This window comes from Floccifex sp. (genome assembly GCF_051873555.1).
In the GTDB taxonomy this organism is placed as follows: Bacteria; Bacillota_I; Bacilli_A; order Erysipelotrichales; family Erysipelotrichaceae; genus Floccifex.
On the sequence record NZ_JBJEEY010000063.1, the window covers coordinates 38,731 to 52,991 of the forward strand.

A 14,261-nucleotide genomic window follows, 5' to 3' on the forward strand; every position below is an offset into this window, starting at 1 on the left:
ATATGATTGTATTGGGAATTGAAAGTAGTTGTGATGAAACAGCGGTTTCCATTGTAAAAGATAAAAAAGAAATATTGGCTTCCATTGTGGCTTCTCAAATTGATGTTCACAAGGAATTTGGTGGCGTTGTTCCTGAAGTAGCCAGTCGAATTCATGTGGAAAATATTTCATATTGTATTGAACAAGCCTTTGAAAAAGCACACATGACAATGGAAGATATAGATGTAGTGGCTGTCACAAAGGGACCAGGATTGATTGGTTGTCTTCATGTGGGTGTGCAGGCAGCTAAAGCATTGGCTTTTGCGTATCATAAACCATTGGTACCGGTTCATCATTTAGCTGGACATATTTATGCCAATGAATTGGTTGTAGATTTAGAGTTTCCGGTATTGGCTTTAGTGGTATCGGGAGGAAATTCAGAATTGGTGTATATGAAAGATGAAACGAGTTTTGAGATTTTGGGACAGACACAAGATGATGCCATTGGAGAGGCTTATGATAAAGTGGCTCGTGTTTTGAATTTAGGATATCCTGGTGGGCCAAAAATTGATCAATTAGCTAAACAAGGGTCGCCTGTTTATGCTTTGGCTAAGCCAAAGACACAGGGAAAATATGATTTTAGTTTTTCGGGATTAAAGAGTAGTGTTCTTCAATTTGTGAAGCGACAAGAAAGATTGAATCAGAGTTATGATATGAAAGATTTAGCGGCTTCTTTTCAGGAAACAGCTTTAAATGAGATTTTTGATAAAGTCAATGCGGTTTTAATGGATTATCCAGAAATTAAGCACTTTGTAGTGGGAGGCGGTGTTAGTGCCAATTCTCGTTTACGTGAAAAGATTGAAGAATTAAAAGATAAATATCCAAATGTAACGTTTACGGTTCCGCCAATGTCTTGTTGTACAGACAATGCGAATATGATTGCGATTGCAGGTCAAATTGCGTATGAAAGTGGTCGAAGAGCTGATGATGATTTAACGGCTGATTCAGGTTGGGATATTCAATAAAAGGTGTCAATTACGACATCTTTTTTTTACATTTATTTTACGATTTTATGTTTTTTATTTTTACAAAGCCTTTCTATCATATAACCGTGATCACGAGATGGAAAGGAAAAAATTTTATATGAAGAAATTATTAAAAGTCGCAACTGCTTTAACTTTGTGTGCCTCTGTTTTAGCTGGTTGTTCAAGTAATGAAAGTGTAAGTGGATCTGTGTCTTTAGCTGGAAGTACTTCCATGAATAAATTATGTGATGCGTTATCTGAAAAATTTATGGAAGAATATCCTGATATCAATGTTCAAGTGGAATATACAGGTTCTACAGCTGGTTTGGAAAGTTTAAGTGCTGGTAGTGTGGATATTGGAAATGCTTCTCGTAGTTTAAGTGATGATGAAAAAAATAGTGGTTTGGTTGAAAATGTTGTAGCCGTTGATGGTATTGCTTTAATCGTAGATAAAGACAATGGTGTAAAAGATTTAACAACAGATCAATTGGCTTCAATTTATAAAGGAGAAATCACAAACTGGTCTGAAGTAGGTGGAAGCGATCAAGCTATCGTTGTGATTGGACGTGAAAATGGTTCCGGGACAAGATCTGCTTTTGAAGAATTAGTTGGTGTTGAAGAAGAATGTGCTTATGCACAAGAATTGGATTCAACTGGTGCTGTATTAGGTAAAGTCGCAGCTACACCTGGTGCAATTGGGTATGTTTCACTAGATGTTGTAGATGATTCTGTTTCAATGGTTTCTTTAAATGGTGTAGAAGCAACAGAAGAAAATATCTTAGCAGGGGATTATTTGTTATCTCGTCCATTTGTAATGGCTACAATGGGTGCTATTGATGAACAAAATGATGCAGTAAAAACTTGGTTTGAATTTGTACAGTCAGATGAAGGTCAGGAAGTTATTACATCTTTAGGATTAATCCTTCCTGATGCACAATGATTTCTAAAAAAGAACGAATAGCGAAATGGGTTGTCACGGGATGCGCTTCTGTGGCAATTTTCGCTATTTGTTCCATTACGATTTATATGATTTTAAAAGGAGTTCCGGCTCTTTTTAAAGTAGGTCCTTTTGAATTATTGTTTTCTACAGAATGGAAACCAACGGGATCTAATCCATCTTATGGTATTTTATATATTATTTTATCGTCTTTATTGGCAACTCTTTGTTCCGTAGGAATTGGTGTTCCTATTGGTTTGATGACAGCAGTTTTTTTAACAGAAGTTTCAAATAAAAAATTGGCTTCTATTGTTTCGCCTGCCGTCGAATTATTGGCAGCTATACCTTCAGTTATTTATGGTTTGCTGGGAATGATGATTTTAAATCCGGTTTTATATAAATTAGAAAAATTAATTTTTGAAAATTCTGCAACCCATCAATTTACTGGTGGTGCCAATATGCTGGCAGCCATCATCGTATTAGCTATTATGATTTTACCAACAGTGATTAATATGAGTGCCAGTGCTATTCGTGCAGTTCCAGGTAGTTTGAAACAAGCGAGTCTAGCATTGGGAGCCACAAAAATGCAGACAATTTTTAAAACGGTTTTACCTGCTGCAAAATCTGGAATTGTTGCTGGTATTGTATTAGGAATTGGTCGTGCCATTGGAGAGGCAATGGCTATCAATATGGTTTCTGGTGGATCGGTTAATATTCCTCTTCCATTTAATTCAGTTCGTTTTTTAACGACACAGTTGGTTAGTGAAATGAGCTATTCACAAGGTCTGCATCGTGAAGTTTTGTTTACAGTTGGATTGGTTCTTTATATTTTTATCATGATTATCAATTTTGTGTTGTTGAAAGTGAAAAAGAAGGGAGAACAACATGCATAAGCGAGTACGAATTATGGATTCCATTCTATATGGCATCATTTATATATGCGCCAGTTTTTCAGTTTTATTGTTGGTTGGTATTTTAGCGTATGTATGTGTAAAAGGAATTGGCGCTATTAATTGGTCGTTTCTAACGAGTGTGTCTTCTTCTTTAAAAGGAACAGTGGGAATTGCAGGAAATATTGTCAATACTCTTTATATTATTGTGTTGTCAATGATTGTGTCTTTACCTATTGGAATTGGAGCCGCTATTTATTTGAATGAATATGCTAAGCCTGGAAAATTAGTCAATATGATTGAATTTGCGATTGAAACTTTGGCTGGAATTCCTTCTATTATTTATGGTTTGTTTGGGATGATGTTTTTTGGGCAATCTTTAAAGATGGGGTATTCCTTATTGACGGGTTCATTAACCCTGTCTTTAATGATTCTTCCTTTAATTGTTCGAAATACACAAGAATCTTTAAAAACAGTTCCAGATAGTTATCGACAAGGAGCTATTGGTTTAGGAGCCGGAAAATGGTATATGATTCGAACGATTTTGATTCCTTGTTCGCTTCCAGGCATTATTACAGGTGTCATTTTATCGGTAGGACGAATTGTTGGAGAATCTGCGGCTTTATTATTTACAGCTGGAAGTGCCAAAATTCTTCCAAAGACTTTCAAAGGATTGTTTAGTAAGATTTTCCAATCTGGTGGTACAATGACGATTCAGTTGTATTTAAGTGCTACCGCCGATGGTGATTTTAGTACAGCTTTTGGAATTGCGTTTGTTTTGATTGTGATTGTATTTGGAATCAATGTCTTAACAAAGGTTTTGGCGAAAAAATTTGATAATACGAAGAGGTAAGGTATGGAAAATATTATTGAAGTGCGTGATTTGAATTTGTTTTATGGTGAGAAACAAGCTCTAAAAAATATAAACATGGATATAAAAAAGAATTCAATCACTGCGTTTATTGGTCCTTCTGGATGTGGTAAATCGACTTTCTTGCGTACTTTGAATCGAATGAATGATTTAATTGATGGGGTTCGTATTGAGGGTTCAATTAAAATTGATGGAAAAGAGATTTATGATAAAAATGTGGATACAATTTCTTTAAGAAAAAAAGTTGGAATGGTTTTCCAGCAGCCAAATCCTTTTCCAATGAGTATTTATGATAATATTGCGTATGGTCCTAGAGTACATGGAATAAAGGATAAAAAACAATTGGATCAGATTGTGGAGAATAGTTTAAAACAGGCTGCTATTTTTGATGAAGTAAAAGATAGTTTAAAGAAATCGGCTTTGGGTTTATCGGGTGGACAGCAACAACGTATTTGTATTGCCAGAGCATTGGCTGTGCATCCAGAGGTTTTATTGATGGATGAACCAACAAGTGCTTTGGATCCAATTTCGACTTTAAAAATTGAGGAATTGATGGAGCAGTTAAAGAAAAATTATACAGTAGTCGTTGTTACACATAATATGCAGCAGGCTGCTCGTGTAAGCGATGATACAGCGTTTTTCCTGGTTGGGGATTTAGTGGAATTTGGTAGTACGAAACAGATTTTCTCGTATCCAAAGGATAAACGTACAGAAGATTATATTACAGGAAGGTTTGGATAATGCGATCAAAATTTGATGAACAATTAAATCAATTGCATATTGATTTATTGGATATGGCTTATTTAATTCAGAATGCGATTCAAAATGCGATGAAGGTGTTTTTTGAAGCGGATATTGAAGGTGCAAAAACAATAATTAAAAACGACGAAAATATTAATCATTATCAAAAGAAAATTGAAAATATTTGTTTTAATTTATTGATTCAGCAACAACCAGTTGCCAAGGATTTAAGAACAATTACAGCGGCATTAAAAATGGTAACCGATATGGAACGTATTGGAGATCATGCTTCAGATATTTCAGAATTGGTTATTGATATGTCGGATTGTCCGATTTTATTTAATGTAGATCATTTTAAAGAAATGTATACAGGCGTGGTTTCGATGTTGATTCAAAGTATAAATGCTTATGTGTCCAGGGATATTGAATTGGCTAGAGACGTGATTCAAAAAGATGATGCAGTGGATCGTTTATTTGACCAGAATAAAGAGGATTTAATTGAATTGATTCATTTGAATTCGGAAAAAGGAAAAGCAGCGGTTGATTTATTAATGGTAAATAAGTATTTAGAGCGTATCGGAGATCATGTGACAAATATTGCGGAATGGGTTATTTATTCATTAGATAATAAGCCAGTAGAAAATGAATAGCTCGGAATTTCCGAGCTATTTTCTCATGTAATAAAAGATGGCAGTGTATCCGAATAGTATCATCGTTGATAAAATAAGGATGGCGTTTGTTGGATATTGAAATGGAATGGATAAAATAAATCCAATCAGGAGTCCAATCATTGAAATGAGAAATATATTAAGTTTTTTAGTCATAGTATTCACTTCCTTCAATAAAAAAAATAAAAGAAAATTGTAAAGTCCAATATCTATTTTGTGTAAATCTTTGGTAAAACATATAAATTTTACATGCCCTTTACATTAAAATTTACTTAGAATTTACAAATCATTTTTATAGTAGAAATACGAAAGGACAATAAGATATATGGATATATTTAGTGTTTTATCAATGATAGGTGGTCTTTCGTTATTCTTATTTGGAATGAGTATAATGGGAGATGGATTGACGCAATTATCTGGTGGACGACTGGAACGTATTTTGGAAAAATTAACGTCAAAACGTATTATGGCGGTTTTATTAGGGGCTTTGGTGACAGCTGTCATTCAGTCTTCTTCTGCTACAACAGTTATGGTTGTTGGATTTGTGAATTCTGGAATCATGAAATTAAATCAGGCGGTGGGTATTATTATGGGTGCCAATATTGGAACAACTGCTACTGCCTGGATTTTATCGTTAACTGGGATACAAAGTAGTAATGTCTGGATTCGTTTATTAAAGCCGAGTTCGTTTTCACCGATATTGGCTTTGATTGGAATTCTTTGTTATATGTCAAAGAAAAGTGATTTCAAAAAGAATCTGGGGATGATTTTATTGGGATTTGCGACTTTGATGTTTGGAATGGATACAATGAGTGCATCAGTTGCGCCTTTAGCCGATAATGAAGCATTTACAAGTATTTTAACAATGTTTTCTAATCCGATTTTAGGAATTTTAGCAGGAGCTTTATTAACGGCTGTCATTCAATCGTCTTCGGCTTCAGTAGGAATTTTACAGGCTTTATGTATGACAGGAGCGATTCGTTATAATGTAGCAATTCCTATTATCATGGGACAAAATATTGGAACTTGTGTAACGGCTTTATTGTCTTCCATTGGAGCAAATATTAATGCTAAAAGAGCGGCTATGATTCACTTGATTTTTAATTTAGTGGGTTCTCTTGTGTTTATTGGTGTGTTTTATGGAATCAATATGTTTGTTCATTTTGAATTTTTAAGTGATGTGACTTCTGCAGCTTCTATTGCAGTGATTCATAGTTTATTTAATGTAGGCTGTGTTCTGGTTTTACTTCCTTTCAGTAATTATTTGGTGAAATTAGCTACAGTTTGTATTCCAGAAAAGAAAGAAGACACACAGGAAAATCCGGTCATGGTATTGGATCCTCGTTTCTTGGATCAACCTGGTTTTGCGATTAAACTGGCACAGGAAGCTGTTGTGGATATGGCGTATTTGTCAAAGAAGTCGTTTTTGATTGCGGTTGATAATTTGAAATTTCCATCGGATGAAAAGCGAAATGAGGTTTATGAAATTGAAAAGAAAGTGGATTTATATGAATCGGAACTGAATTCGTATTTGATAAAATTATCGAGTCAGAATTTGTCGAGTGATGATAGTAAGGTTTTATCTTTATTGCTTCATTGTATTAATGATTTTGAAAGGATTTCAGATCATTCCATCAATGTGATCGAAAGCAGCGATGAATTGATAAAAAATAAGATTCAGTGGTCAAAGAAAGCAAAAGTGGAATTGGATATTTTTGCACAAGCTATTCAGGATATTTTGGATTTAACAGTCGATGTTTTTGCGACAATGGATACAGAAAAATCAAAAGAAGTGGAGCCATTGGAAGAAGTAGTAGATAAATTGAGCGTTGAAATGAAAAAGCGTCATATTATGCGTCTTAGAAGTGGCGAGTGTTCTTTAGATGCAGGCTTAATTTTGGAAGATATTATTATTTATTATGAAAGAGTAGCGGATCATTGTTCCAATGTCGCAAAGGATTTAATGAGTATGGATGACTTGATTTTAGATGCAACGTGGTTTAAAGATGAGTATAATAAGATTAAGGATGTTTATGTTTTGCCTTAGAAAAGAGGATATATGACACTGATTTATATTGTAGAAGACGATGCAAGTATTAGTGAAATTGAAATGATTGCTTTAAAAAACTGTAACTATGATGTTAGGACTTTTGATCGTTCGTCTACTTTTTTTAAAAAATTAGAAGATACGCTTCCGGATTTGGTTTTACTGGATATCATGTTGCCAGATGAAAATGGATATGAAGTCATCAAAAAAATTCGTAAGAACCCAACTTGGCGTCGTTTGCCTATTATTATGGTGAGTGCTAAGTCAACTGAAATTGATATGGTTCGTGGATTAGATGAAGGGGCAGATGATTATATTAAAAAACCTTTTTCTATTATGGAATTGATTTCACGTGTCAAGGCTTTGCTTCGTCGAACACAAGATAAGGATCCTGTTTTATTGAAAGTAAATGATATTACACTGGATTATACGAGACATATTGTTTATGTAAAAGATGAAATTGTAGAATTAACATATAAAGAATTTGAGTTGCTTCGTTATTTAATGATTAATGTAGAAGTGGTTTTATCAAGGGATGCTATTATGCGTGTGGTATGGGATACGGATTTTGAAGGAGAGAGTCGAACCGTGGATATGCATATTAAGACGCTTCGTCAAAAATTAAAGGAAAGTGGAAAGTGCATTAAGACGATTCGAAATGTTGGTTATGTACTTCAAAGAGTAAGTTCAAATGAAACAGAAAATTAGTATTCGTTTGTTTTTGATTGCTTTATTGGCTATTTTTTTAACGGCATCGGGTATTATTTATGGTTCATATTCGACTTTAGAGTCTCAGGTTCAAAAAGATTTACAAATTCATGCGAAATTAATTGATGAGTCGGGTGTTTTTCAGCGGTATTATCAAGAAGGAAATTTAGATTCGATTCCGGATTTATTTGCGGATGCCATCAAAGAGAATTTACGTATTACGTGGATTGATCAAGATGGAACGGTTTTATATGATAATGATGTTGATGTGAATTCTTTGAGCAATCATTTGGATCGTCCGGAAATTAAGCAGGCCATTGAAACAGGTACTGGGCAATGTGTTCGTCAATCGGATTCATTGAAAATGAATACGTATTATTATGCACTTCGTTTAAGTGATGGAACGATTTTACGTGTTTCTATTATGTCAAAAACGATTGTGAGTATTTTTCTTTCAATGGTTCCTTATATTGTGATTGTATTGATTGTGATTTTATTGATTTGTTTTGTGTTATCGCATTTATTAACGAAATTATTGTTAGAGCCAATCAATACAATGGCAGAAAGTTTAGATGATTCTATCGCAATGCCTTGTTACAAGGAATTAATTCCTTTTGCGAATAAAATTCGTTCGCAACATGAAAATATATTAAAAGCAGCAAAGTCCAGACAAGATTTTACAGCCAATGTTTCTCATGAATTAAAGACGCCTTTAACGGCGATTAGTGGATATGCAGAATTGATTGAGAATCACATGGTTCAAAAGGATCAGGAAGTCTATTTTGCAAAACAAATTCGAGACAATGCGAATCGTTTATTGGTTCTGATTAATGATATTATTCGTTTATCAGAATTGGATCATAGTGAAGTACATAGTGATTTTGTTTCGATTCATTTATTGGATGTGGCAAAAGAGGTTTGTGATAATCTGCAAGTAAATGCCCAAAAAAAGAATGTGTCTTTAACTTGTACTGGCAGTGATGAAGTGATTCTATCGAATCGGGAGTTATTAAATGAATTGGTTACAAATCTGGTTCAAAATGCGATTCAATATAATAATGAAGGTGGCAAAGTAGAAGTTAGTATATATAATGATAATGGTGTTGTTTTAAGTGTTAAAGATAATGGAATTGGAATTCCAAAAGATGTACAGGATCGTGTTTTTGAGCGATTTTATCGTGTTGATAAGTCGCGTTCTCGTCAAACAGGGGGAACGGGGCTTGGTTTGGCAATTGTGAAACATATTGTAGAAATTCATGATGCAAAGATTGAATTGGTGAGTGATGTGGGAAAGGGTTGTCATATTTTTGTTCGTTTTTAGGTCTTTCTTAGGAAAGATCTTTTCTTTATTTTAAATGTAAAATCTGTGTAAAATATAATAGTCGTAAGTAAAATTTAGTTGAAATATATGTAAGATAAAGTAAAATTATTTTGTAAAGGCTTTAATAGTCTTTTGGTTTAGGAGAGAAAAGATGATTACAATTATAGTTGAGTTGATGGGAGGCCTTGGACTTTTTCTTGCTGGGATGAATATGATGAGTCATGGTATTGAAAAAGTTGCTGGTAGTAAACTTCGATCTATTCTTGAGGCGTTTACAAAAAATCGTCTAATGGGATTGTTTGTTGGTTTATTTTTTACGGCTGTTATTCAATCTTCGAGTGCTGCAACTTCAATGGCAGTGAGTTTTGTGAATTCGGGATTAATGAATTTAGCACAAGCAAGTGGAATTATTTTGGGGGCTAACATCGGTACAACGGTTACGGCTTTACTGGTTGCGTTTAAATTAAGCGCAGTAGCGCCTGTCTTTGTTTTAGCAGGGGCAATCATGTGTAATTTCTTTAAAGCACCTATGGTTAAAAAATCAGGTGAAATTGTATTGGGATTTGGTATCTTGTTTATGGGTATTTCAGCTATGTCCAGTGCAATGGGTGTTTTAAGAGATATGCAATTTGTCATTGATTTCCTGGCAAATTTCACAAATCCTTTCCTGGGAATGTTATTGGGATTGGTTATTACATCGGTTGTGCAATCTTCTTCTGTAACGGTCAGTATTTTAGTTGTTATGGCTTCTCAGGGATTAGTGGACTTACGTATTTGTATGTTTGTTATTTTGGGATGTAACATTGGAGCATGTACTTCTGCTTTATTAACGGCATTGAGTGGTGGAAAAAATGCGAAGCGTACGGCTTTGATTCATTTGTTATTTAATGTTTTTGGAACTGTCTTAATGTTTGTTTTATTATTAGTTGTTGGTGATTTTATTGAAAGCATTGTATTGATGGTTGCCGGTGGTGGAACGGATTCTGGTACACTGGGTCGTCAAATTGCGTATACGCATTTTTTATTCAAGGTATTCCAGGTTATTGTTTTCTATCCATTTATGAATTGGATTATTAAGTTAACGTATTTAATTGTTCCTGGAGATGATACAGTTCCTGAAGAAAAAGACAATGAATATGTTGCGCATTTCATCAGCAATGCTCTTCCAGATCCTTCTGTAGCTGTTTATGTTGCGATAAAGGAAATGGAGCGCATGGCTTATATGGCATTTAATAACTTAAATTTAGCCATTGAGTGTTTGATTGATGTAGATGAAGATGGGGCTAATCAGGTTCATGAAACAGAAAAGTATATTAATTATTTAAATACTGAGATTAATAATTATTTAATTAAGATTAACCAGAATGCGATTCCTTTAGGAGATGCTAACAAAATTTCGGCTTATTTCCATGTAAATGGAGATATTGAACGTATTGGGGATCATGCTGAAAGCATTGCGGATATGATTTCTTTGTTCAAAGAAAGAAACTTGTCTTTGTCTCAACAAAGTATTGATGAGCTTCGTGAAATGATGGGAACTGTTAATGTGATTTTAGACAAGTCTTTGAAGATGTTCGTTTCAGGAGATGAATCATATATGAAAGATATTCAGGATTACGAAAATCGTATTGATCGTTATGAAAAGACTTTACAAGATGCTCATATTACGCGTTTAAAAGAAGGTGTTTGTTCAGCTCGTGCGGGTGTTTATTTTGCGGATGTTATTTCTAGCTTGGAACGTGTAGGCGATCATGCAACAAATATTGCTTTTGCGTTATCAAAATCAAATGTAGATGAATAAGCGAGAGGGGTTCTTCTCGTTTTTCTTTTGGGATAGTGCTTTCTTATGGTATCATGTATGGGTAAATAGGAGGATTCACAGTGAAAAGAGAACTGGTAGTTGTTATCGATTTTGGTGGTCAATATAATCAATTGGTTGCGCGTCGTGTGCGTGAATGTAATGTATATTGTGAAATTTATTCATATAAAACGCCTATTGAAAAAATTAAGGAAATGAACCCAAAGGGAATTATTTTAACAGGTGGACCGAATAGTTGTTATGAAGATAATTCACCAACTTGTTCAAAGGAATTATTTGAGTTAGGTATTCCTGTTCTGGGTCTTTGTTATGGAGCTCAATTAATGCAGCATGTATTGGGTGGAAAAGTTGAAAAAGCAGATGCTCGTGAATATGGGAAAACGGCTTTAATTCATAAAAATAATTCAGTATTATTTGAAGGAGTTCCATATCACTCTTCTGTTTGGATGTCTCATTTTGATTATATTTCGAAAGTGGCGCCTGGATTTGAAATTACTTCTTATACTGATAATTGTCCATGTGCTTCTTGTGAAGATGTTACGAATCAAAACTATGCGATTCAATTTCATCCCGAAGTATTGCATACAGACTATGGAAAAACAATTTTAAAGAACTATGTTATGAATGTTTGTCAATGTTCTGGTGATTGGCGAATGGATGCATTTGTGGAAGAACAAATTAAATTGATTCGTGAAAAAGTTGGAAATGGTAAGGTTTTATGTGCTTTAAGTGGTGGTGTGGATTCATCGGTTGCAGCTGTTTTATTATCAAAAGCCATTGGAAATCAATTAACTTGTGTATTTGTGGATCATGGGCTTCTTCGTAAAAATGAAGGCGATGAAGTCGAGGCTGTATTTGGTCCAGATGGAGAATATGACTTAAACTTTATTCGTGTTAATGCGCAAGAGCGTTATTATGAAAAATTAAAAGGTGTGACAGAACCAGAAAGAAAACGTAAAATCATTGGAGAAGAATTTATCCGTGTTTTTGAGGAAGAAGCACAAAAAATTGGCAAAGTAGATTTCTTAGTACAGGGAACTATTTATCCAGATGTTGTAGAAAGTGGATTGGGTGGAGAATCTGCTGTTATTAAGTCTCATCATAACGTGGGTGGATTACCAGATGTGGTAGATTTTAAAGAGATAATTGAACCTTTACGTGATTTATTTAAAGATGAAGTCCGTAAAGTGGGATTGGAATTAGGAATCCCTGATTACTTAGTCTTTAGACAACCATTCCCAGGACCTGGTTTAGGTATTCGTATCATCGGAGAAGTTACAGCTGAAAAAGTTCGTATTGTTCAAGATGCTGATGCGATTTATCGAGAAGAAATCGCAAAAGCTGGTTTGGATCGCAGTATTGGTCAATACTTTGCGGCTTTAACAAATATGCGTTCTGTTGGTGTTATGGGAGATGAAAGAACATATGACTATGCCATTGCACTAAGAGCCGTTAATACAGTGGATTTTATGACAGCTGAAGCAGCACAAATTCCATATGATGTATTAAATAAAGTAATGTCTCGTATTATTAATGAAGTACGAGGTGTAAACCGCGTAATGTATGACATTACAAGTAAGCCTCCAGGGACAATCGAGTTCGAATAAAATGAGCAAAACGCCGAGAAATCGGCGTTTTTAACTGGTTTATAAGTTGTTTTTATCGTCAACTAATATGAATACTGAATATGGAGATTTAGAATTTCCTTCTCTTTTAATAATATTTTTTTCAATAAGTGGGTTTATTACTCTAGATAAAAATGTTGATCTACTTTTATAAGGAGTAACACCTTGTAATTCGTTTATTTGTTTTGGACCGCTTTTTAGCAAATGTATTATCACTTCTTCATAATTTTTTAAGTCTGTAATATTATCGACGTCTAATTCTTTCACCTCTTCGTTGTACAAAAGATCATAAAGCTTTAAGGATAGAAAACCTGGATATGCAGAAACAACTGGTTGTTTGTTTTCAGGTGCTTTCTTATAACACTCTACGATTGTCTGAAATCCTGTGCCACCACGTTCCATTAGATTTGCAATATCCAGACATGCTGCTATTATTGTGTTTCTTCTAATGGAAGGAATGGTGCCAACAGGATATTCTTCGTATGGCTTTGGAAGCAACCATGATCCAGGGGATACAACCTCAATCCTATCATCATAAATATCTACATCAATCTGCGTTCCCATGATTGAATAATCACGATGTGCTATTGCATTAACCAGTATTTCTCTTATTGCTTCTTTAGGATAGGAACGTACTTCTTCTCTTCCTCCGTTTGCTGCCTTTTTCCATCCGGATTTTGTGTTTCTTTCAATAAAATTGAGTGTTGAAGAAAAAACATCTAATAAAGGTCCTTTATATCTACCAGTATCTAAAACAGTGCCAACTTTGTTAATTCCTTTCCAAAGTCTGCAACATATTAAAGAATCATCGTTATCATAGTCATCTTTAAACATTAGTAGCCCGGTTGATGAATAGCCGTCTTTTGATACAATTTGTTCATTTTGTAATTCTTTTAAGCTCGGGATGCTGTGGTCGGTTCGATAAATGCTACATGTCGAAAGATATTTGCTCCAGTCTGATTCTTTATATAAGATTTCACTTATTGAATTATCGACACCATATTTACGCTTAGATAGTGAGATAATGTCTTCTGGAGTGGCAGGAGTTGTATTTCCATCGCCTTTAACATAAACAGTTTCGTTAAAATCTCCATCTCTATATCTCACAACAGAGTCGGAAGAATATATTTTTACTGCCAAAACAAATTTTTCAGCATCGTTATCAACGCTCCTCATAGAATATGATATTTTTGTATGTGGAAAAATGTGTCTATCATTAATAATCGCAATAAGATTTTTTGTTTTATCAATCTCTTCAATCGAAAGTCCAAAAACATCTCGATTATTGGAAACACCAACAAAGATTATTCCGCCATCACCATTAGCATATCCAACAATAGTTTTTGCCCATTTCAATGGGTTATCGGATGATAAAATGCTTTTGAGTTCATAGTGCAAATCTTCTGTTATGACATCTGGATATAGTTCGTTAATTCTCAAATTAATCACCTCGCAATAATTATATCAACATTTCGCAAACATTTCGATAACATTTCGCAAACATTTCGAATTACGAATAGTTAAAGTAATGCTTGTTGGATATGGTCCAAAAACAATACGCATTTCATAATCTGTCAGTTCAATGTTTGCTGGAATTACATCGACATCCTCTTCATGTTTTAAGATTAGA

12 protein-coding genes are annotated in these 14,261 nt (G+C 34.3%); 11 read left to right on the forward strand and 1 reads right to left on the reverse strand.

Annotation, left to right across the window (positions count from 1 at the left end; translation table 11 throughout):
* The first annotated feature begins 2 nt into the window (after positions 1-2).
* The 11 genes from tsaD to guaA all read left to right on the forward strand — a co-directional run bounded on the left by tsaD (position 3) and on the right by guaA (position 12,613).
* Complete coding sequence (tsaD, locus tag ACI32A_RS03680) at positions 3-1,004, forward strand: tRNA (adenosine(37)-N6)-threonylcarbamoyltransferase complex transferase subunit TsaD (protein ID WP_439753672.1); 1,002 nt, start codon at positions 3-5, stop codon at positions 1,002-1,004.
* A 118-nt stretch (positions 1,005-1,122) separates the two neighbouring features.
* A complete protein-coding gene (locus tag ACI32A_RS03685) occupies positions 1,123-1,944 on the forward strand; it encodes a phosphate ABC transporter substrate-binding protein (RefSeq protein ID WP_439753673.1) in 822 nt (273 codons plus the stop codon).
* Positions 1,941-2,834, forward strand: a complete 894-nt coding sequence (gene pstC, locus ACI32A_RS03690; RefSeq protein ID WP_439753674.1) for a phosphate ABC transporter permease subunit PstC — start codon at positions 1,941-1,943, stop codon at positions 2,832-2,834. Before ACI32A_RS03685 ends, pstC begins: the two co-directional genes overlap by 4 nt.
* Complete coding sequence (gene pstA / locus ACI32A_RS03695; protein WP_439753675.1) at positions 2,827-3,684, forward strand: phosphate ABC transporter permease PstA; 858 nt, start codon at positions 2,827-2,829, stop codon at positions 3,682-3,684. Before pstC ends, pstA begins: the two co-directional genes overlap by 8 nt.
* A 3-nt stretch (positions 3,685-3,687) precedes the next feature.
* Positions 3,688-4,443: a phosphate ABC transporter ATP-binding protein PstB gene (gene pstB / locus ACI32A_RS03700; RefSeq protein WP_439753676.1), complete on the forward strand. Its 756-nt coding sequence runs from the start codon at positions 3,688-3,690 to the stop codon at positions 4,441-4,443.
* Positions 4,443-5,093, forward strand: coding sequence for a phosphate signaling complex protein PhoU (gene phoU / locus ACI32A_RS03705; RefSeq protein ID WP_439753677.1), 651 nt, complete (start codon positions 4,443-4,445; stop codon positions 5,091-5,093). Before pstB ends, phoU begins: the two co-directional genes overlap by 1 nt.
* Positions 5,094-5,436: 343 nt before the next feature.
* A complete protein-coding gene (locus ACI32A_RS03710) occupies positions 5,437-7,158 on the forward strand; it encodes a Na/Pi cotransporter family protein (protein ID WP_439753678.1) in 1,722 nt (573 codons plus the stop codon).
* Positions 7,159-7,170: 12 nt separating this feature from the next.
* Positions 7,171-7,866 (forward strand): response regulator transcription factor, encoded by a 696-nt coding sequence (locus ACI32A_RS03715; protein WP_439753679.1) that lies wholly within the window; start codon positions 7,171-7,173, stop codon positions 7,864-7,866.
* The gene (locus ACI32A_RS03720; RefSeq protein ID WP_439753680.1) at positions 7,850-9,187 is read left to right on the forward strand and encodes an ATP-binding protein; all 1,338 of its coding nucleotides are present in this window, start codon (positions 7,850-7,852) and stop codon (positions 9,185-9,187) included. Before ACI32A_RS03715 ends, ACI32A_RS03720 begins: the two co-directional genes overlap by 17 nt.
* Positions 9,188-9,338: 151 nt before the next feature.
* Positions 9,339-10,988 carry a Na/Pi cotransporter family protein gene (locus ACI32A_RS03725; RefSeq protein ID WP_439753681.1) on the forward strand — a complete coding sequence of 550 codons (1,650 nt, stop codon included), beginning with the start codon at positions 9,339-9,341 and terminating at the stop codon, positions 10,986-10,988.
* An 80-nt stretch (positions 10,989-11,068) separates the two neighbouring features.
* Positions 11,069-12,613, forward strand: a complete 1,545-nt coding sequence (gene guaA, locus ACI32A_RS03730; protein WP_439753682.1) for a glutamine-hydrolyzing GMP synthase — start codon at positions 11,069-11,071, stop codon at positions 12,611-12,613.
* 39 nt (positions 12,614-12,652) lie between these two features.
* Here guaA and ACI32A_RS03735 read toward each other — a convergent pair whose 3' ends face one another.
* On the reverse strand, positions 12,653-14,071 hold the full coding sequence (locus tag ACI32A_RS03735; protein ID WP_439753683.1) for an ATP-binding protein: 1,419 nt from the start codon (positions 14,069-14,071) through the stop codon (positions 12,653-12,655).
* Between the last annotated feature and the right edge of the window lie 190 nt (positions 14,072-14,261).